18 protein-coding genes are annotated in these 19,496 nt (G+C 68.0%); 14 read left to right on the forward strand and 4 right to left on the reverse strand.

The window, feature by feature from the left end; genetic code table 11:
* The first annotated feature begins 129 nt into the window (after positions 1-129).
* The 6 genes from ACIQLD_RS00245 (at position 130) to ACIQLD_RS00270 (ending at position 4,567) form a co-directional block, all read left to right on the forward strand.
* Complete coding sequence (locus ACIQLD_RS00245; protein ID WP_402603707.1) at positions 130-600, forward strand: prepilin peptidase; 471 nt, start codon at positions 130-132, stop codon at positions 598-600.
* Between the two features lie 65 nt (positions 601-665).
* Positions 666-878 (forward strand): hypothetical protein, encoded by a 213-nt coding sequence (locus ACIQLD_RS00250; protein ID WP_029258374.1) that lies wholly within the window; start codon positions 666-668, stop codon positions 876-878.
* Positions 871-1,485, forward strand: a complete 615-nt coding sequence (locus ACIQLD_RS00255) for a CYTH domain-containing protein (protein WP_402603711.1) — start codon at positions 871-873, stop codon at positions 1,483-1,485. Before ACIQLD_RS00250 ends, ACIQLD_RS00255 begins: the two co-directional genes overlap by 8 nt.
* Positions 1,486-1,546: 61 nt before the next feature.
* Positions 1,547-2,707 carry a type III polyketide synthase gene (locus ACIQLD_RS00260; RefSeq protein WP_402603713.1) on the forward strand — a complete coding sequence of 387 codons (1,161 nt, stop codon included), beginning with the start codon at positions 1,547-1,549 and terminating at the stop codon, positions 2,705-2,707.
* Positions 2,704-3,429: a methyltransferase domain-containing protein gene (locus ACIQLD_RS00265; RefSeq protein WP_402603716.1), complete on the forward strand. Its 726-nt coding sequence runs from the start codon at positions 2,704-2,706 to the stop codon at positions 3,427-3,429. The genes ACIQLD_RS00260 and ACIQLD_RS00265 overlap by 4 nt, the downstream gene beginning before the upstream one ends.
* On the forward strand, positions 3,416-4,567 hold the full coding sequence (locus ACIQLD_RS00270) for an FAD-dependent oxidoreductase (protein ID WP_402603718.1): 1,152 nt from the start codon (positions 3,416-3,418) through the stop codon (positions 4,565-4,567). The genes ACIQLD_RS00265 and ACIQLD_RS00270 overlap by 14 nt, the downstream gene beginning before the upstream one ends.
* Before the next feature lie 66 nt (positions 4,568-4,633).
* On the opposite strand, the gene lpdA is transcribed toward ACIQLD_RS00270, so the two are convergent.
* Positions 4,634-6,031, reverse strand: a complete 1,398-nt coding sequence (gene lpdA / locus ACIQLD_RS00275; protein WP_402603720.1) for a dihydrolipoyl dehydrogenase — start codon at positions 6,029-6,031, stop codon at positions 4,634-4,636.
* A 9-nt stretch (positions 6,032-6,040) separates the two neighbouring features.
* Positions 6,041-6,691 carry a copper resistance protein CopC gene (locus ACIQLD_RS00280; protein WP_402603722.1) on the reverse strand — a complete coding sequence of 217 codons (651 nt, stop codon included), beginning with the start codon at positions 6,689-6,691 and terminating at the stop codon, positions 6,041-6,043.
* Positions 6,692-6,791: 100 nt separating this feature from the next.
* Here ACIQLD_RS00280 and ACIQLD_RS00285 point away from each other — a divergent pair, with 100 nt between their 5' ends.
* The 3 genes from ACIQLD_RS00285 (at position 6,792) to ACIQLD_RS00295 (ending at position 8,608) form a co-directional block, all read left to right on the forward strand.
* Positions 6,792-7,277, forward strand: coding sequence for an FHA domain-containing protein (locus tag ACIQLD_RS00285; RefSeq protein ID WP_402603724.1), 486 nt, complete (start codon positions 6,792-6,794; stop codon positions 7,275-7,277).
* Positions 7,277-7,963, forward strand: coding sequence for a MerR family transcriptional regulator (locus tag ACIQLD_RS00290; protein WP_402603726.1), 687 nt, complete (start codon positions 7,277-7,279; stop codon positions 7,961-7,963). Before ACIQLD_RS00285 ends, ACIQLD_RS00290 begins: the two co-directional genes overlap by 1 nt.
* A gap of 99 nt (positions 7,964-8,062) precedes the next feature.
* Entirely contained in the window at positions 8,063-8,608 is a 546-nt protein-coding gene (locus ACIQLD_RS00295; RefSeq protein WP_402603728.1) for a MerR family transcriptional regulator, read from the forward strand.
* Positions 8,609-8,701: 93 nt separating this feature from the next.
* On the opposite strand, the gene ACIQLD_RS00300 is transcribed toward ACIQLD_RS00295, so the two are convergent.
* A complete protein-coding gene (locus tag ACIQLD_RS00300) occupies positions 8,702-9,514 on the reverse strand; it encodes a ParA family protein (protein ID WP_402603730.1) in 813 nt (270 codons plus the stop codon).
* A 93-nt stretch (positions 9,515-9,607) separates the two neighbouring features.
* On the opposite strand from ACIQLD_RS00300, the gene ACIQLD_RS00305 reads away from it, so the two are divergent.
* From ACIQLD_RS00305 to def, 3 genes are all read left to right on the forward strand, one after another.
* Positions 9,608-13,015: a pyruvate carboxylase gene (locus tag ACIQLD_RS00305; RefSeq protein ID WP_402603732.1), complete on the forward strand. Its 3,408-nt coding sequence runs from the start codon at positions 9,608-9,610 to the stop codon at positions 13,013-13,015.
* A 65-nt stretch (positions 13,016-13,080) separates the two neighbouring features.
* Complete coding sequence (locus ACIQLD_RS00310; RefSeq protein WP_402603735.1) at positions 13,081-14,838, forward strand: MinD/ParA family protein; 1,758 nt, start codon at positions 13,081-13,083, stop codon at positions 14,836-14,838.
* Positions 14,838-15,329, forward strand: a complete 492-nt coding sequence (gene def, locus ACIQLD_RS00315) for a peptide deformylase (protein WP_402603737.1) — start codon at positions 14,838-14,840, stop codon at positions 15,327-15,329. The genes ACIQLD_RS00310 and def overlap by 1 nt, the downstream gene beginning before the upstream one ends.
* Before the next feature lie 64 nt (positions 15,330-15,393).
* Here def and ACIQLD_RS00320 read toward each other — a convergent pair whose 3' ends face one another.
* Positions 15,394-17,226 (reverse strand): AMP-dependent synthetase/ligase, encoded by a 1,833-nt coding sequence (locus ACIQLD_RS00320; protein ID WP_402603739.1) that lies wholly within the window; start codon positions 17,224-17,226, stop codon positions 15,394-15,396.
* Between the two features lie 152 nt (positions 17,227-17,378).
* On the opposite strand from ACIQLD_RS00320, the gene ACIQLD_RS00325 reads away from it, so the two are divergent.
* Together ACIQLD_RS00325 and ACIQLD_RS00330 are read left to right on the forward strand one after the other, a co-directional pair.
* Complete coding sequence (locus ACIQLD_RS00325) at positions 17,379-18,068, forward strand: 1-acyl-sn-glycerol-3-phosphate acyltransferase (RefSeq protein WP_021199324.1); 690 nt, start codon at positions 17,379-17,381, stop codon at positions 18,066-18,068.
* A gap of 47 nt (positions 18,069-18,115) precedes the next feature.
* Complete coding sequence (locus tag ACIQLD_RS00330) at positions 18,116-19,456, forward strand: class II 3-deoxy-7-phosphoheptulonate synthase (RefSeq protein ID WP_017830214.1); 1,341 nt, start codon at positions 18,116-18,118, stop codon at positions 19,454-19,456.
* Positions 19,457-19,496 lie beyond the last annotated feature (40 nt).

The raw sequence follows: 19,496 nt of genomic DNA on the forward strand, positions 1-19,496 counted from the left end.
CATCCTTTCTCGAAGATATATTCTAATATACCAAGTTGTGTGAACGACGATAGTTCGTACATCGGACATCGGCGCAAGGTTGTCCACAGGAGGTCGGGGCGGGGTTCGTCGATCTCCTAATCTGCGGGGATGGACATCCGACTCGCTCTCATCGCGCTCGTGCACACCGCACTGATCGGAGTCGGAGCCTGGCTCATCGTGATCGACATCCGCACGCATCGGCTCCCGAACCGGATCGTGCTGCCGACGCTCGCGTCCCTGCTCGTGCTCGGTGCGATCGATGCCCTGTGCGCGGGGGAGAGCGGGCCGTTCCTCCGCGCCCTCCTCGGCATGCTGCTGCTCGGCGGCTTCTATGCGGTGCTGCGGGCGATCAGCCGTGCGGGGATGGGCGGGGGAGACGTGAAGCTCGCCGCCGTCATCGGCCTCGTGCTGGGCTGGCACGGCTGGCAGGCGCTGGCGATCGGTGCAGCAGCGGCCTTCGTGCTGGGGGCGCTCTACGCGCTCGTGCTCATCCTGCTGCGAAGAGCGGAAGGTTCCACCCGCATCGCCTTCGGGCCGTGGATGATCGCCGGCGCCCTCGTCGGCGTCGTCCTCGGATGACGCCGCCCTCAGAGGAATCCGCATGCCTCGCCCGGATACCGCGACGACGGCGCTACCCTGAGCACATGGCACTCGCACGGCTTCACGGCGGCCCGCTCGACGGGCAGATCATCCCTCTCGGCGACGCGGACGACAAGTTGATCGTCCCTTACAGCGAGACGCAGGTGGTGTACAACCGCCGAGGCGGACCGCAGAACACCGGCCCGAACGATGGGCCCACCGAGATCGACTACTGGTTCGAAGAGTCTCTCGAGGACCTCACGCTCGACGATGACTGAGCCGTCCCGAACGGTCGAGGTCGAGCGCAAGTACGACGTCGATCTCGAGACGCCGCTGCCGCGCTGGGACGCGATCCCCGGGGTCGATGCCGTCACCTCCGGCGAAGTGCGCGTCCTGGACGCCCGGTACTTCGACACCGCTGACGGCGCGCTCTCGCAGGGCGGCGTGGCGCTGCGTCGTCGTACCGGTGGTCCTGATGAGGGCTGGCACGTGAAGGGCCCGCGGCGGGGCGATGGACGACTCGAACTCGGCTGGCCGCTGGGCGAGGGCGATGAGCTTCCGTCGGCTGTCGCTGAGACCGTCTCCGAGTGGACGAGCGCACCCCTCACCCCGCTCGCCCGCATCGAGAACGACCGCACCGCCTATCTGCTCACCGGGCCCGGCGGAATCGTCGCCGAGTTCGTCGACGATCGAGTGCGGGCCACCGACCTGCGTCAGAACGTGCAGCGCGAATGGCGTGAGTGGGAGATGGAGCTCGGTCCTGCAGCGCCATCCGACGACGCGGGGCGCACCAGGTTCTTCGATGCCGTGGAGCAAGCCGTCCTCGCAGCGGGGGGCCGTGAATCGGCGTCCGGCTCGAAGCTCGCACGGGCGCTCGGCTTCTAGGCCAGACCGCGGTCGGGCGCAACCCCTTCCCCCGGGCGGTGCGCGGTGCTTGAGTGGCACCATGAGCCGACCGCCTGTGCTTCGATCGCTGCAGACGATCGTCCCCGACACCGTTCTCGTCCAGGAGCAGGTGCGTGATGTCTTCGCGCAGCAACCCGACCTCGGGAGGCTGGCGCAGCGCATCGTCACGACGTCCTTCAACGTCTCGGGCATCGACACCCGGCACACCGTGATCGACGAGCTGTCGCTCGAATCCGACACGACCGATCCCGTCTTCTTCGACCGACGAACGGGAATGCTGCTCGCCCCCGGCACGAAAGCACGCAACGATCTCTACAGCCGAGAGGCCGCGAAGCTCTTCGTCGAGGCCGCGCGGCGGGCGATCGAGTCCGACCCCGATCTCGAGCCTGCCGATGTGACGCACGTCATCACGGTCTCCTGCACCGGGTTCCACGCCCCGGGCCCGGAGTACGAGATCGTGCGCGCGCTCGGCCTGTCCGACGCGGTGCAGCGCTTCCACCTCGGCTTCATGGGCTGTTATGCGTCCATGCCGGCGCTCCGTGCGGCGAGTCAGTTCTGCGCGGCGGATGAGAACGCGGTCGTCCTGGTGGTGAGTGTCGAGCTGTGCACGTTGCATCTGCGCTCCTCGGAGAACCCCGACACGATCGTCGCCTCATCCCTGTTCGCCGATGGCGCGGCCGCCGGAATCGTCACGGCGCGCGATCTTCCCTCTCCCTCGACCGGGCTGCGCCTCGACCGCTTCCACACCGCGATCGCGCCGGAGGGCGAGGAGGACATGGCCTGGACGATCGGCGACACCGGCTTCGAGATGATCCTCTCCACCGCGGTTCCGCAGATCATCGGCGAGACGATCATCGGCGCACTCCGACCGCTCTATGCTCCCGAAGGGCGCCTGGGCGAAGCCTTCGAGGCCGGCAGCGTGGGGTCGACCGTCGAGCACTGGGCGATCCACCCCGGCGGGCGCAGCATCCTCGACAAGGTGCAGGAGCGGTTGCATCTCAGCGACGCGCAGCTGCACCCGGCCAGGGAAGTGCTGAGGCAGAACGGCAACATGTCCAGCGCGACCGTGCTGTTCGTCCTGAAGAAGATCCTCGAAGAGGAGGGGGCGCGCGCGGGCGATCGGGTCTCGGCGATGGCCTTCGGTCCGGGGCTCACCGCCGAGAGCGCGCTGATGACCGTCGTCGCTTCGCCCGGGTCATGAGGCCGGTGCTCACGACGCGGGACATCGACACTCCCGAGCTGATGGACGATCCGCATGCCGATACGCGCGCGCTGGCCAGGACCTACGGGCGGTTCGGGTTCGTGAACGCTCTGGTCTCCCGCCCGGGGACCCTCTACCGCCGTGACATCCGGCCGCGGGCGCTGCGCTCCCGGCGGTTGCGGATCCTGGACGTCGGCGCGGGCGGGGGAGACCTCTGCCGTCTGCTCGCCTGGCGATTGCGTCACGACGGGCTCGACGCCGAGATCACCGCTCTCGATGCCGACGAGCGGGCGATCCGTTGGGCATCGGCGCACGACCGCGGCGCCGGCATTCGATATCGCCGCGCCCTCACGACCGAGCTGGTGGCGGCGGGCGAGACCTACGACGTGGTGCTGTCCAATCACGTGCTGCACCATCTCGGCGACGCCGAACTCCGGACCGTGCTCCGCGACTCCGTGCAGCTCGCGGCTCCAGACGGCTTGGTGTCGCATCACGACATCGCCCGCAGTCGCATGGCTCATGTGCTGTTCGACGCGGCGACGTGGCCGATATCGAGGACCCTGCTCGCGGACTCGTTCATCCGCGAGGACGGCCTCATCAGCATCCGCCGCTCGTACACGGTCTCCGAGCTCGCGGCGATCGCCCCGACCGACTGGATCGTCCGCGGGGGTGTGCCCGCTCGCCTGGAACTGCGATGGGAGGGGGACCGTGCCCGATCATGACGTCCTGATCGTGGGAGCGGGGCCCGTCGGACTGCTGCTGGCTTGTCTGCTGGTGCAGGAGGGGGTGCGCGTGGCGGTGTGCGAGCGCCGTGCGGATGCGGATGATCGGACCAGGGCGATCGGGATCCACCATCCGGGGCTGGAGGCTCTGGATGCCGCGGGCATCGGCGACTCGGTGCGGATGGAGGCGCTGCGCCTCGACGGCGGCGAGGTGCGCAGTCGCCGCCGGATTCTGGCGGCGTTGACCTTCGGGCCGGATCGCCCGGTGCTGATCCTCCCGCAGCCGCGGACAGGAGCGCTGTTGCGTGCCCGCCTGCAGTCGCTCTCCTCCGAGGCACTGCTCCTCGGATGCGACGTGCAGGGCCTGCGGCAGACCGCGGATGCCGTGCAGGTCACAGCCGCTTCCACCGACGGACCGCACGAGCTGTCGGCCTCCGTCGTGGTCGTCGCCGACGGCGTGCGCAGCCGACTCCGCGACGAGATCGAGGCCGGGTGGCGCCGCCGCAGGGGACGGGCGTCCTACGCGATGGTCGACCTCGCCGATGCGACGCCCGATGCGCGGGCCGTGCTGCACTGCGAACCGGAGGGACTCGTCGAGTCGTTCCCTCTTCCCGGTGGGCGGCGGAGATGGGTGGTGCGGGAGCCGGCGGCGGGGGAAGCAGCGATGGGGAATGCGGAGGGCGGAGGCCTGGGCCGCATCGAGGGCTTCTGCGCGACGATCGAGATGCGCACGGGAATCGCCCTCGAACCCGCGCCCGATGCGACGCCGACAGCGTTCGTCGCCGCGCAGCACACGGCGAGGCGGCTGCAGCACGGGCGGGTGGTGCTCCTCGGTGATGCCGCGCACGAGATCAGCCCGATCGGCGGGCAGGGGATGAACCTCGGGTGGATGGATGCCGTGCGTCTCGCCGCCGACCTCGTGCGGACGCCACCGAGCCGGGAACCCGACCTGTCGGGGTTCGAACGACAGGTGCGCAGGTCGGCTTCCCGGGCGCAGCGCCGCTCGGCGTTCTACATGTCGATGGGCGCTCCTGCCCCCTGGGCGGTCGTGCGCGGGCGGGAGCTGGTGATGCACGGGCTCGGGTCAGCCCCGTTGCGCGGATGGACGGCCGGGCTCCTCACCATGCGCGGCCTCTGACGGGGCCGGAGACGCACGAAGGCCCGATCCGCTGTGTGCGGACCGGGCCTTCGTGAGGAGTCTCGATCAGAAGTTGATCATGTGCCCGGCGAGGCCGTGGAAGCCCTCCTGCAGGGCCTCCGACAGCGTCGGGTGCGTGTGCACGTTGCGGGCAAGCTCGAGCGCCGTCAGGTCCCACTTCTGGGCCAGGGTCAACTCCGGCAGGAGCTCGGAGACGTCCGGGCCGATCATGTGCGCACCGATGAGCTCGAGGTGCTCGGCGTCGGCGATCAGCTTGACGAAGCCGACCGGCTCGCCCAGGCCGTGCGCCTTGCCGTTCGCCATGAACGGGAAGGTCGCGACCTTGATCTCGCGTCCCTCGTCCTTGGCCTGCTGTTCCGTGAGACCGAACGACGCGACCTGCGGAGAGCAGAACGTCGCGCGCGGCATCATGCGGTAGTCGCCGAGCGTCTGGGTCTCCGCGCCGCCGATGGTCTCGGCCGCGACGACGCCCTGCGCCTCTGCCACGTGGGCGAGCTGCAGCTTGGCCGTCACATCGCCGATCGCGTAGATGCCCTCGACGTTGGTGCGCATGTGGTCGTCGATGTCGATCGCGCCGCGCTCGGTCAGCTTCACGCCGGTGGTCTCGAGACCGAAGCCCTCGATGTTCGGGGCGAACCCGACCGACATGAGCACCTTGCCGGCCTCGATCGACGACTGCTGCCCGTCCTTGCCGGTGTAGGTGACGGTGACCGAGGAGCCGTTGTCGACGACCGACTCGACCTTGGTCGAGGTGAGGATGTCGACGCCGTAGTTCTTGTACTGCTTCGTGATCTCCTTCGACACGTCGGCGTCCTCGTTGGGAAGCGCGCGGTCGAGGAACTCGATGATCGTGACCTTGACGCCGTAGTTCGTCAGGACGTACGCGAACTCCATGCCGATGGCGCCGGCGCCGACGATGACGATCGACTCGGGCAGCTCGCGGGTCATGATCTGCTCTTCGTAGGTCACGACGTTCTCGCTGAGCGTGACACCCGGGAGGAGGCGGACCTTGGAACCGGTGGCGATGATGACGTTGTCGAAGGTGACCTCTTCGGTCGTGCCGTCGGCCTTGGCGACCGAGATCGCCTTGGGGCCGGTGAAGGTGCCACGACCGTTGTACTCGGTCACCTTGTTCTTCTTCATGAGGAAGTGGATGCCCTTGACGCGGCCTTCGGCCACCTCGCGGCTGCGATCGAAGGCCTTGCCGAAGTCGATCGTGAACTCACCGGAGATTCCGAAGAAATCGGCCTTGTGGTTCAGGGTGTGGGCGAGTTCCGCGTTCTTCAGGAGCGCCTTGGAGGGGATGCAGCCGACGTTGAGGCAGACACCGCCCCAGTACTTCTCCTCGATGATGGCGGTGGAGAGACCGAGCTGCGCGCTGCGAACCGCAGCGACGTATCCGCCAGGACCTGCACCAAGGATGACGACGTCGTAGTGTGGCATGCCTTAAGCCTATCGCTCGGACGAGGGGTCGGAATCGGTCCGGGGCCCTCCACGGCGGCGGCTCATGATGATCCAGACGACCACGCCGGCGATGACCAGCACGGCGACGATCGCGACCACCCAGATCCACGCGGAGCCGTCGGCGGAATCGCCGGAATCCGTCACGGCGGTGGCCGTGGGCGCGGGCGCTGCTGTCTGCTCGGCCGTCGGCGCCGTCGTGGTCGGCGCGGTGGTGGGCTCGGTCGTGGCGGTGCCCTCGTCGCCGACGGTGACGGTGAAGGAGTACTCGCCCGACGTGGGGTGACCGTCGCTGGAGACGACCTTCCAGATCACGTGGTAGGCGCCGGCCGGGCCCGAGCCCGTCAACGGCTGCGTGACGATCGCGCCGTCGACGGTCGCCGGACCATCGGTGATGGAGGCGCCAGACGGATCGGTCACGACGACCTCGGTGGCGCCTTCGCCGCCGATCAGCTTCGCGCTGAAGGTGAGCGTCAGTGCGGCGGGAACGACGTCGACCGATTCGTCCGCCGCCGGCGAGGACGACACGAGCGCGTCGTGCGCAGACGCCGAAAGAGGGGAGAGGAGCACGAGAAAGGCGACGAGCAGTGTCGTGGCGAGGGCGATCGGGGCGGCCGAGCGGCGCAGAGCTTTGGTCTTCACGAGTACAGCCTATGAATCCACGGTATGGGGCGGCTGAGTGTGAAAGCGGCCTCCCCCGACCGCCTCGGCATCCGTTAGTCTGGACAACCAGGAGGGCACAGTGACTGACAGCGACAGCCGACCGGCCGGAGAAGCCGCGATCCACCGTTCCGGTGAGCAGAGACACGACGTGACGCAGACGTTCGGACACGATTCCGACCTGTCGTTCGTGCCGTTCGGTGTGGAACTCACCGACGTCGAGCAGACGGCGATCGCCGCGCTGCCTGCGGGATCGGCGCTTCTGCTGGTCCGCTCCGGCGCTCTCGCCGGAGCGCGATACCTCCTCGACACCGACGTGACGACCGTCGGCCGGCACCCCGAGGCCGACATCTTCTTCGATGACGTGACGGTCTCGCGTCGCCATGCGGAGATCACCCGTACGGGATCGACGTTCGAGATCATCGATCAGCGCTCGCTCAACGGGACCTACGTCAACGGCGAGCGCGTCGATCGCAGCACCCTGGTGGACGGTTCCGAACTCCGCGTCGGCAAGTTCCGCCTGAACTTCTTCGCCTCTCCGCACGACCGCCTGGCGGCGAACGCCTGATGGCGGCCTCTCCCGCCCGCGAACGCTCTGCGTCCGCGGGCCTGTTGAGTATCGGTCAGGTGCTCGCACGGCTCACTCCGGAGTTCCCCGACCTGACCTCCAGCAAGCTGCGTTTCCTCGAGGTGCAGGGCATCGTCACTCCGTCTCGCACGGAATCCGGCTACCGGAAGTTCTCGGCGTCCGACATCGAGCGGCTCCGTCTCGGCCTCACGCTGCAGCGCGACCACTACCTGCCGTTGAGCGTCATCCGCGAGCAGCTCGATGACGTCGACGCCGGGGGAGACGCGACCGCGCTCGTGCCGCCGCCGTCGATCGCCCCGACGCCGCGCCGCTACCGTCGCGACGAGCTCCTCGCCGCGGCCGGAGCCGGCCCTCAGCTTCTCAACGACGCCATCAGCACGGGCGTCATCACCGCTCAGGAGAGCTACCCCGAGGCGACGGTGACACTGCTTCGCGGTCTCGTCGGCCTCGATCGCCACGGGATCGAACCGCGGCACCTGCGCTCGCTCCGCCAGGGAGCTGAGCGTGAGGTCGCCCTCATCGAATCGGCCATGTCCGCATTGCTGCGTCGGACGGATGCCGCCTCCCGTGCGAAGGCCAGCGAGCTCGCTCCCGAGCTCGCCACGCGCATCGACGAGGTGCGCTCGCTCTTCGTCAAGGACGCGCTCTCCCGAGTGCTTTCGTAACGAACTGATTGCGACACACCTTCGCGGTCGCACGGATGTGATTGCCGGTGCCCAGGCACTGCTCTACCGTGGAGATAACCGTTCCAGGGAGGATTTCAGATGAATGCGGATGAGCTCACAGGCGACCCGCGGTTCGTACCCGAACTCCTCTTCACCGACGGTCTCCCGGCCATGGATGACGAGGTCGGCTACCGCGGTGCGGTCGCTGCTCGGGCCGCCGGCATCACCTACCGTCAGCTGGACTACTGGGCCCGCACCGAACTGGTGGAGCCCACGGTCCGCGGCGCGAGCGGCTCCGGTTCGCAGCGTCTCTACGGCTTCCGTGACATCCTCGTCCTCAAGCTCGTGAAGAGCCTTCTCGACACCGGCATCTCGCTGCAGCAGATCCGTACGGCCGTCGAGGAACTCCGCCGCGCCGGCATCCGCGATCTCGCAGGCACCACGCTCATGAGCGACGGTGCGTCGGTCTACCTGTGCACCTCGAACGACGAGGTCATCGACCTCGTCAGCCGCGGCCAGGGTGTGTTCGGCATCGCCGTCGGCAAGGTTCTCCGCGAGGTGGAGTCGACGCTCGTCGCCTTCGATGCCACCGCTGCGGACCCCGTCGACGAGCTGTCAGCGCGTCGCACCAAGCGTTCCGCCTGACGTCGCGCTCGCTCGACGTACAGGAGCTCTCGTCCTGCAGAAAACGGCCGTCCTCGAAGAGGACGGCCGTTTCGCTGTGCGCGCTGAGAGTGGTCAGTTCTGCTGACCACTCTCAGGGACGGCGATGCGACCGGTGCGGATGATGCGGTCGAGCAGCTGGTCGAAGTCGGCGGCGAGCTCCTGTGCGGAGTCTCCCGGCCAGATGTGCAGCGGCTTGGCAGCGCCCTGGGCCTGCTGCAGAGACGTGCGCTCGGGCAGCTGAGGGGAGAGCACGAGCGGCCCGAACATGTCGCGCAGCTCCTTGATACGGAACTGGTGCTCGATGGACTGGGGGCGCACGCGGTTCACCACGATGCCGAGCGGCTGGAGTCGCGGCGAGAGTCCGCGGCGGATCTCCTCGATCGCACGGAGCGCGCGGTCGGCTGCGGCGACGGAGAAGAGGCCGGGTTCGGTGACGACCATGACGCGGTCGCTCGCGGCCCACGCCGTGCGGGTCAGCGCGTTCAGGGAGGGCGCGCAGTCGACGAGCACGAGGTCGTAGTCGGCCTCGACGGAGGCGAGCGCCTCTTCCAGCTTCCACACGTCGCGCACACTGGGGTGCGGTCCGTCGAAGTTGATCGCGGAGGGGCTGCCGATGAGGACATCGATCGTGCCCGGGTGCACCTTCGCCCAGCCGCTGGAGGTGATCGCCTGACGGACGACCTTCTCCTTCGGGTTCGCCAGGACGTCGGCGATGTTGAGGCGTCCTGCCACCTGGATGTCCATCCCGGTGGAGACGTCGGACTGCGGGTCGAGGTCGACGACGAGAGTCCGGACTCCTCGGGCGAAAGCCGCTGAGGCCAGCCCGAGTGTCACGGTCGTCTTGCCGACGCCTCCCTTGAGAGAGCTGACGCTGAGTACGTGCACGGAGTCCACGTTACCTTCCCCTAGGCTGGGGGAACACTCAGCCCCGCCCCATGCGCATCGAAAACGCTGCGCATCGAGCTCCCAGAGGTGTGCATGTTCCAGAAGATCCTTGTGGCGAATCGCGGCGAGATCGCGATCCGTGCCTTCCGTGCGGCAGTCGAAGTGGGAGCGCGCACCGTCGCGGTGTTCCCCCACGAGGACCGCGGCTCCGTGCATCGGCTCAAGGCCGATGAAGCCTACGAGATCGGTGAGCGCGGGCATCCGGTGCGCGCGTACCTGAACGTCGACGAGATCATCCGCGTCGCACTCGAGTCGGGGGCGGACGCGATCTACCCCGGGTACGGCTTCCTCTCTGAGAACCCGGAGCTGGCGGAGAAGGCCGCGGCGAACGGGATCGTGTTCATCGGCCCGCCCTCGAACGTGCTCGAGATGGCAGGCAACAAGGTCGAGGCGAAACGTCACGCGATCGAGGCCGGCGTCCCGGTCCTGCGCTCCACCGAGGCATCCGACGACGTCGAGGCGCTGGTGGCGCAGGCGGACGACATCGGATTCCCGCTGTTCGCCAAGGCCGTCGCCGGCGGCGGCGGACGCGGTATGCGCCGTGTCGAGACGGCCGGTGACCTGGCGCCTGCTCTGGCCGAGGCGATGCGTGAGGCGGAGAGCGCCTTCGGCGACGCCAGGATGTTCCTGGAGCAGGCGGTCGTGCGCCCGCGGCACATCGAGGTCCAGATCCTCGCCGACAAGACCGGCGAGACGGTGCATCTGTTCGAACGCGACTGCTCGGTGCAGCGGCGCCATCAGAAGGTCGTGGAGATCGCGCCGGCGCCGAACCTCGACGACAGCGTGCGCACCGCGCTGCATGGGTACGCGGTCGCCTTCGCCCGCTCCATCGGCTATGAGAATGCCGGGACGGTCGAGTTCCTGCTCGAGACCGCGGGGGAGCGCACGGGCGAGGTCGTCTTCATCGAGATGAACCCGCGGATCCAGGTCGAGCACACGGTCACCGAAGAGGTGACCGATGTCGACCTGGTGCAGAGCCAGATGCGGATCGCCTCCGGTCAGACGCTCGCCGATCTGGGATTGCAACAGGAGAACCTTCATCTGCGTGGAGCGGCGCTGCAGTGCCGGATCACCACGGAAGACCCGACGCAGGGGTTCCGCCCCGACACCGGCAAGATCACCACCTACCGGTCTCCCGGCGGTGCCGGCATCCGTCTCGACGGCGGCACGGTCCATCAGGGTGCGCAGATCAGCCCGCATTTCGATTCCATGCTGGCCAAGCTCACCTGCCGTGGACGCGACTTCCCCGCGGCCGTCGCCCGTGCCCGTCGTGCCCTCGCGGAGTTCCGGATCCGCGGCGTCTCGACCAACATCCCCTTCCTCCAGGCGCTCCTGGAAGACGATGCGTTCATCGCCGGCGACGTCAGCACGTCGTTCATCGACGAGCGCCCTGAGCTGCTTCGCGGTCGCGTCTCCAAGGATCGCGGCACGAAGCTGCTCAACTGGCTGGTCGACGTCACGGTGAACAAGCCGCACGGGGGGCACCCCGGTGTCGTCGACGCGATCACCAAGCTGCCTGTCGTCGATCTGACCTCCGAGCCGGTACCGGGCTCGCGCCAGCGGCTCCTCGAACTGGGGCCGGAGGGCTTCGCCCGCAGTCTCCGCGCGCAGACGGCGCTGGCGATCACCGACACGACGTTCCGCGACGCGCATCAGTCGCTGCTGGCCACGCGCGTGCGCACGAAGGACCTGGTCGCCGCGGCTCCGTATCTCGCGCGGCTCACTCCCGGCCTGCTCTCGGTCGAGGCTTGGGGCGGCGCGACCTATGACGTCGCGCTGCGCTTCCTGGGCGAAGACCCGTGGGAGCGCCTCGACAAGCTCCGTGCCGCGCTGCCCAACGTGGCGATCCAGATGTTGCTGCGCGGTCGCAACACCGTCGGTTACACGCCGTACCCGACGGCGGTGACCGAGGCGTTCGTCGCAGAGGCCGCCGCCAGCGGCGTCGACATCTTCCGCATCTTCGACGCCCTCAACGATGTGGAGCAGATGCGGCCGGCGATCGAGGCGGTTCGCAACACCGGGACCGCCGTCGCCGAAGTCGCCCTCTGCTACACCGGAGACCTGCTCGACCCGGCGGAAGACCTCTACACGCTCGACTACTACCTGCATCTCGCGGATCAGATCGTCGAGGCCGGCGCGCACATCATCGCGATCAAGGACATGGCGGGCCTGTTGCGCCCGGCCGCGGCCGCCACGCTCGTCACGGCGCTGCGCGAACGCTTCGATCTGCCGGTCCACCTGCACACGCATGACACACCCGGCGGTCAGCTCGCGACGCTCCTCGCCGCCAGTGCCGCCGGCGTGGATGCGGTGGACGCCGCATCGGCACCGCTCTCCGGGACCACGAGCCAGCCGTCGCTGTCCTCCCTCGTGGCGGCGCTCGCGCACACCGAACGCGACAGCGGCATCTCGCTCGACGCCGTCTCCGACCTCGAGCCCTACTGGGAGGCGGTGCGTCGGCAGTACGCGCCCTTCGAGTCGGGACTGCCCGGTCCCACGGGCCGCGTCTACCACCACGAGATCCCGGGCGGACAGCTGTCGAACCTCCGGCAGCAGGCCAAGGCGCTCGGCCTCGCCGACGACTTCGAGCTCATCGAGGACATGTACGCCGCGGCTGACCGCATCCTCGGCCGCGTGCCCAAGGTGACGCCTTCGTCGAAGGTCGTCGGCGATCTCGCCCTCCACCTCGCGGCGGTGAAGGCGGACCCTGCCGACTTCGAAGCTCATCCCGAGAAGTACGACGTCCCGGATTCGGTCGTCGGCTTCATGGCCGGCGAGCTGGGCGATCTTCCCGGGGGATGGCCGGAGCCGTTCCGCACGAAGGTCCTCGCCGGGCGCTCAGTGCGAACCGGTCTCACCGCGATCACTGCAGACGATGAGGCCGCCCTCGCCGGGACCAGCGCTGAACGGCGGACGCGACTCAACACGCTGCTGTTCCCCGCGCCCAGTGCGGAGTTCGCCGAGCGCCGCGAGCTGTTCGGCGACCTCTCGGTGCTCGACACGAGCGATTACCTGTACGGCCTCGTCGCCGGCCAGGAGCACCAGATCGAGATCGATCGCGGGGTGCGGCTGTACGTCGGACTCGAGGCCATCGGTGACGCGGACGACAAGGGCATGCGCACCGTCATGACGACGCTGAACGGGCAGCTCCGCCCGGTGTTCGTCCGGGACCGCTCCATCAAGGTCGATGCGATCGAGGTCGAGAAGGCCGACACCTCCGTTCCCGGTCAGGTGGCCGCTCCGTTCTCCGGTGTCGTCACTCTGAAGGCGGAGGTCGGGGCCGTCGTCCGGGCGGGCGAACCCGTCGCATCCATCGAGGCGATGAAGATGGAGGCAGCCATCACCGCCCCCGTCGACGGTGTCGTCGAACGGCACGCGATCGCCGAGACGCAGCAGGTGGATGCGGGAGATCTTTTGGTCGTGATCCGTCCGGCGCACTAATCTTGTGCGGGCGAGGGCCGCGCATCCGTGCGCACCCGAGGCCCGCGCAGGCTTGGAGCGACATCGTGACACCGAAGAACACCACTGACCCCGAGGAGAACTCGCTGGGGGTGCTCGACGAAGCCGCGTATCTCGACACGGCGGGCATCGGCATCCTCGGCGGGACCGCTCAGGTCAGCGTGACCCTTCCTCGAGACGAGGACGATGACCTCGCCGACGACGGCGTCGTCGAAGGCGAGGTCATCGGCGATCTCGTGATCGATCAGGTGCCTGCCGTAGAGCAGATGCCGAAGGCCCCGTCGAAGACGAAGTCCAAGACGAAGACAGGACCCCGCCCCGTCTCCGCTTCTGCGCCGGTCTCCTCATCGGCGCCCTCCGGGTCGACAGAGGAAGCCGCGACCTCCCCGATCGTCGAGACGGTATCCCCGATCGAGCCGACCGCGGAACCTCCTGTCGTCACGGGTGTGATCGACGATGCGCCCCTTGTCGATGAGGTCATCATCGATGAGGCCACCGTCGTCGCAGAACCGATCGTGATCGACGTGACCGCGCTCGATCCGGTGATCCCTGTGGACGATGCCGTCGTCGACGCGGTCGTGGTCGACGAACAGCACTCTGAATCGATCGCCGGCGATCAGGACTCCCCCGAGGAGCGGGCTGCAGAAGAAGCCGCGGCCGCCCGGTTCCTCTCCCACGCTCAATCCGAGATCGAGACGACTCCCGCACCGGCATCCGCCGTGCGGGCGTCCGCCGAGAAGGAGACCACCATCGTGTCCATCCCCGAAGAGCGACCCGTCGTGGCGCAACCGGCTCGTCCGGCGGCCCGAACGGACGTGACGCTCACCTCGAAGCGTCTGGACGATCTGGGCGAGTCCTCACGCGAGTCCGCCGACCTGCTCACCGCCGACCGTCTGCTCGACCCGCACCGGATAACGAAGCCGGAGCCCGAGGGGGCATGGAGCCACTTCCTCTACGCCGTCTCCGGCCGGCGCATCAACATCGGCGACGGCCGTCGCGCCCGGGATCGCAAGGCCCTCTCCGCGAGGATCGCGGCACCGCTCGCGGGCGGTGCGCGCTTCGTGCCCGTGCTGTCCCGCAAGGGCGGGGTGGGTAAGACGACGATCACCGCCCTGCTGGGAATGGCGTTGGCGGATGCCCGCGAAGACCGCGTGATCGCGGTCGATGCCAACCCCGATCGCGGGACCCTCGCCGAGCGCATCGTGCGTCCGCACCACAGCAAGTCCGTGCGCGACCTCGTCCGGATCCACGACGACGTCAAGGGATACCACGACATCTCGGCCATCGTGGCTCGGGATGCGACACGCCTCGACGTCCTCGCCTCCGATGCCGACCCGCGCATCGCCGAGGCCTTCAGCGACAGCGACTACCGTGACGTCGCCGGTGTGGCCGCGCACTACTACTCGCTCGTGCTCACCGACACGGGCACGGGGATCGTCCACTCTGTGATGTCGGCCACGCTCGATCTCGCCGATCAGATCGTCATCGTCTCGGGACTGAGCGTCGACGAGGCCCGACTCGCATCCGAGACCCTCACGTGGCTCGAGACCAACGGGTATGCGGAGCAGGCGCGCGAAGCGATCGTCGTCCTCAACCAGTCCACACCCGGCACGCCTCTGGTCCGTCTGAACGAATTGCAGGCGCATTTCGCCACGCGTGCACGGAGCGTCGTCCGGGTGCCCTACGACCCGCAGATCGCGGGGGGCGGGACGATCGTGTTCGCCAACCTCCTGCCGGAGACCCGCATCGCTGCCCGCGAACTCGCGGCGCTGCTGGTCGAGGGCCTGCGGGCCAGGGCTGCCTGATGGCGGTCCGCGAGATCCGCATCTTCGGCGACCCCGTGCTGCGGACGGTCTGCGCACCGATCGAGGCGATCGACGACGGGGTTCGGGCGCTGGTGGCCGACCTGGTCGATACCGTCGAGCTGCCGGGACGAGCGGGCGTCGCGGCGCCGCAGATCGGCGTCGCTCTGCGTGCCTTCAGTTACAACATCGACGGCGATATCGGCTATGTGCTCAACCCGGTGCTCACCGAGGTGCGCGGTGAGCCTGAGCCGACAGGGGAGGGCTGCCTCTCCGTCCCCGGTCTCTGGCACGACGCGCAGCGCCACCCGTGGGCGCGCGTCGAGGGCATCGACCTCGACGGCAACGCAGTGGTGCTCGAGGGCGACGGCCTGCTCGCTCAGGCGCTGCAGCACGAGACCGACCACCTCGACGGCAAGCTCTTCCTGACCAGACTCGACCCGGAGACGCGCAAGGTCGCCATGCGCGAAGTACGGGAGAGCTCCTGGTTCTGAACGCCGGAACAGATGAAGAAGGGCCCCGCATGAGCGGGGCCCTTCTTCATCGTTCGGGGGTGTGTCAGCCGCCGATCGGGACGTTCGTCGTCGCGACGGGCTCATCGTAGATCGCGGCGATCTCGTCCGCGAAGTCGTTCATGATGATGTTCCGCTTGATCGAGAGCTTCGGGGTCAGGTGCCCGGAAGCCTCGGTCCACTCGGAATCGAGGATCGTGAACTTCCGGATCGACTCGGCACGCGAGACGCGAGCGTTCGCAGCATCGACGGCGCGCTGCACCTCGGCCCGGACGGCCGCGTTCTTCGATGCATCCACGAGCGACATGGTGGATTCGAGGCCGTTGTTCGCGAGCCAGGTCGGGAGCATCTCGGGGTCGAGCGTGACGAGCGCCGAGATGAACGGACGCTGGTCGCCGACGACCACGACCTGACCGATGATCGGGTTCGCACGGATCGGGTCCTCGAGCGCGGCAGGAGCGACGTTCTTGCCGCCGGCCGTGACGATGATCTCCTTCTTGCGTCCGGTGATCGTGAGGAAGCCCTCGGAGTCGAAGCTGCCGATGTCTCCGGTATGGAACCAGCCGCCTTCGCTGAACGCCTCGGCCGTCGCTTCGGGGTTGTTCCAGTACTCCTTGAACACGTTGATGCCGCGCACCTCGATCTCGCCGTCGTCGGCGAGACGCACGCCGACCCCGGGGAGTGCAGGACCGACCGTGCCGATCTTCGACTTGTCCGCCAGGTTCACCGTGGCGGGCGCGGTCGTCTCGGTCAGGCCGTAGCCCTCGAGGATCACCACGCCGAGGCTGTGGAAGAAGTGTCCGAGCCGCGAGCCGAGGGGAGCGGAGCCCGAGACGGCGTAGACGACGTTGCCGCCCATGGCCTCACGGAGCTTGCTGTACACGAGCTTGTTGAACAGCGCGAACTTGAGCTTCATGCCGAACGGGATCGACTTGCCCGCCTCGAGCAGCTTCGAGTGCTCGATGGCGACGTCGGCCGCAGCGCGGAAGATCTTGCCCTTGCCGCCGGCTTCGGCCTTCTGCTCCGCCGAGTTGTAGACCTTCTCGAACACGCGCGGGACAGCAAGGAGGAAGGTCGGCTTGAACGATCCGAGCGCCGGCAGGAGCTGGCGCGTGTCGGGCTGGTGCCCCGTGCGCACTCCCGCGTGGATGTCGAGGATCGAGATGAACCGCGCGAACACATGGGCGGTCGTGATGAAGAGGAGCGTGGAAGCGCCCGGAGTCTGCACGACCTCGTCCAGGGCCTTGGCCGAATTGCGGGACAGCTCGACGAAGTTGCTGTGCGTGAGCACGCATCCCTTCGGACGTCCGGTCGATCCGGAGGTGTAGATGAGGGTCGCGATGTCGGACCCCACCGCGAGGTTGCGACGGCGCTCGATCTCGGCGTCGGTCACAGAAGCGCCCTGGGCGGTCAGGGTGTCGATGGCGCCCAGGTGCAGCTGCCACACCTCGCGGATCAGCGGAAGGTCGCCGCGGACTTCGTCGACACGGGCGAAGTGCTCGGGCGACTCCACGATGAGCGCGATCGCACCGGAGTCTTCGAGGATCCACTGGATCTGGGAGGGCGAGCTGGTCTCGTAGATCGGGACCATCACGGCGCCGGCGTAGAACAGCGCGAAGTCGACAAGTGTCCACTCGTACGTGGTGCGCGCGAGGAAGCCGACCTTCTCGCCGGGCTGGATACCGGCGGCGACGAAGCCCTTCGCGAGGGCGATCACGGCCGTCTGGAAGTCGGCAGCGGAGATGTCTCGCCAGCCCTCTCCCTCGGGAACCGAGAACAGTGCACGATCCGGGGTGGCTTCGACGCGCTTCACCAGGAGGTCGGCGACGTTCGCGTCGGGATCGGCTGGGACGATCGCGGGGACTTCAAACTGGACCACGGCAGCTCCTTCGGTACCGGTCGGGCACGGACTTGCCTCCGAGTCTAGGGCATGGAACCGAGTCGCGCCCCAGGTGGAACTGGGTCGCGTGCATGGTCGAAGCCGGAAGACGACTCCGACGGACGCCGGGCGCGGCGCTAGACTTCACCACGATGTTCTACTGGCTGATGAAGTACGTGGTGATCGGCCCCGTGGTCAAGGCGGTGTTCCGCCCCTGGATCGTGGGGCGCAACAACGTGCCCGCGAACGGCGCGGCGATCCTGGCGAGCAATCACCTCTCCTTCGCCGACTCCATCTTCCTTCCCCTGGTGATCGACCGATCGATGTCGTTCCTCGCGAAGAGCGATTACTTCACGGGCCGCGGGCTCAAGGGCTGGGCCACGAAGTTCTTCATGAAGGCGACGGGGCAGATCCCTATCGATCGATCCGGTGGCAAGGCGTCAGAGGCTTCGCTGAACACGGGGCTCCAGGTGCTCGGCGGAGGCGACCTGCTCGGGATCTACCCCGAGGGGACGCGGAGCCCCGACGGCAAGCTGTATCGGGGTCGCACCGGTATCGCCAGGATGGCGCTCGAGGCGAAAGTCCCGGTCGTGCCGGTGATCATGGTCGACACCGACACGGCGATGCCGATCGGCAGGAGATTGCCGCGCATCGTGCGCGTCGGCATCGTGATCGGGGAGCCTCTCGACTTCTCGCGCTATGCGGGCATGGAGAATGACCGCTACATCCTGCGCTCGGTCACCGACGAGATCATGGTGGCCCTGCAGCGGCTCGGCGAGCAGAAGTACGAAGACGTCTACGCGTCGACGGTCAAGGACCGGCTTCCGACCCGTGTCACATAGGCCTCGCGCGGATCTGGGTGGCACCCGCGACCACTAGGCTGGAACGCATGCTCCCGCACCACATCGAAGCCCTTGATGCATGGCGCTCGCTTCCCATCAAGCAGCAGCCGCAGTGGCCCGACGCGGACCGCGTCGCCGACGTCTCCCAGCAGATCGCGACGCTTCCGCCGCTGGTCTTCGCGGGCGAGGTCGACAACCTTCGCGACAGGCTCGCCCGTGCGGCATCCGGCCAGGCGTTCCTGCTCCAGGGCGGCGACTGCGCCGAGACCTTCGCCGGGGCGACGGCCGAACAGATCCGCAACCGCATCAAGACGGTGCTGCAGATGGCGGTCGTGCTCACGTACGGCGCCTCGATGCCCATCGTCAAGATGGGGCGTATGGCAGGGCAGTTCGCGAAGCCGCGTTCGAGCGACTCCGAGACCCGTGGAGACGTCACACTGCCGGCCTACCGCGGTGACATCGTGAACGGCTACGACTTCACCGAGGGCTCCCGCACCGCCGACCCCGGTCGGCTGCTCCAGGGCTACCACACGGCGGCGTCGACGCTGAACCTGATCCGTGCGTTCACCCAGGGCGGTTTCGCCGATCTCCGCGAGGTGCACTCGTGGAACAAGGGCTTCGCCCAGAACCCCGCCAACCAGCGCTACGAGCGCATGGCCGCGGAGATCGATCGCGCGATCAAGTTCATGGAGGCTGCGGGAGCGGACTTCGACGAACTCAAGCGGGTCGAGTTCTTCACCGGGCACGAGGGTCTGCTGATGGACTACGAGCGTCCGATGACGCGCATCGACTCGCGCACGGACACGCCGTACAACACCTCGGCGCACTTCCTCTGGATCGGGGAGCGCACTCGTGAGCTCGACGGCGCGCACGTCGACTACTTCTCCAAGATCCGCAACCCCATCGGCGTGAAGCTCGGACCGACCACCTCGCCCGACACCGCGCTCGCACTGATCGACAAGCTCGACCCCGAACGCGAGCCCGGACGCCTCACCTTCATCACGCGCATGGGGGCGGGCAAGATCCGCGATGCTCTGCCGCCGCTGCTCGAGGCCGTTCGCGATTCCGGCGCGCAGCCGCTGTGGGTCACCGACCCGATGCACGGAAACGGCATCACCACGCCGACGGGATACAAGACCCGTCGCTTCGACGACGTCGTCGACGAGGTGCGGGGCTTCTTCGAAGCGCACCGTGCGGTCGGCACCTTCCCCGGTGGTATCCACGTCGAGCTCACCGGTGACGACGTCACCGAGTGCCTCGGCGGGTCGGAGCAGATCGACGAGGCCGCTCTGGCCACGCGCTACGAGAGCCTCTGCGACCCGCGACTGAACCACATGCAGTCGCTGGAGCTGGCCTTCCTGGTGGCCGAGGAGCTCGAGAAACGCTGACGCTCCGTCACCGAGACGAAGAAGCCGCCCTCCCGGAATC

The sequence above is a fragment of the Microbacterium sp. NPDC091662 genome (assembly GCF_044756705.1).
In the GTDB taxonomy this organism is placed as follows: domain Bacteria; phylum Actinomycetota; class Actinomycetes; order Actinomycetales; family Microbacteriaceae; genus Microbacterium.

Coding starts and splice junctions, on each gene's coding strand:
- ACIQLD_RS00245 (WP_402603707.1), top strand. CDS start 130: ATGGACATCCGACTCGCTCTCATCGCGCTCGTGCACACCGCACTGATC.
- ACIQLD_RS00250 (WP_029258374.1), top strand. CDS start 666: ATGGCACTCGCACGGCTTCACGGCGGCCCGCTCGACGGGCAGATCATC.
- ACIQLD_RS00255 (WP_402603711.1), top strand. CDS start 871: ATGACTGAGCCGTCCCGAACGGTCGAGGTCGAGCGCAAGTACGACGTC.
- ACIQLD_RS00260 (WP_402603713.1), top strand. CDS start 1,547: ATGAGCCGACCGCCTGTGCTTCGATCGCTGCAGACGATCGTCCCCGAC.
- ACIQLD_RS00265 (WP_402603716.1), top strand. CDS start 2,704: ATGAGGCCGGTGCTCACGACGCGGGACATCGACACTCCCGAGCTGATG.
- lpdA (WP_402603720.1), bottom strand. CDS start 6,031: ATGCCACACTACGACGTCGTCATCCTTGGTGCAGGTCCTGGCGGATAC.
- ACIQLD_RS00290 (WP_402603726.1), top strand. CDS start 7,277: ATGGCGGCCTCTCCCGCCCGCGAACGCTCTGCGTCCGCGGGCCTGTTG.
- ACIQLD_RS00295 (WP_402603728.1), top strand. CDS start 8,063: ATGAATGCGGATGAGCTCACAGGCGACCCGCGGTTCGTACCCGAACTC.
- ACIQLD_RS00305 (WP_402603732.1), top strand. CDS start 9,608: ATGTTCCAGAAGATCCTTGTGGCGAATCGCGGCGAGATCGCGATCCGT.
- def (WP_402603737.1), top strand. CDS start 14,838: ATGGCGGTCCGCGAGATCCGCATCTTCGGCGACCCCGTGCTGCGGACG.
- ACIQLD_RS00325 (WP_021199324.1), top strand. CDS start 17,379: ATGTTCTACTGGCTGATGAAGTACGTGGTGATCGGCCCCGTGGTCAAG.
- ACIQLD_RS00330 (WP_017830214.1), top strand. CDS start 18,116: ATGCTCCCGCACCACATCGAAGCCCTTGATGCATGGCGCTCGCTTCCC.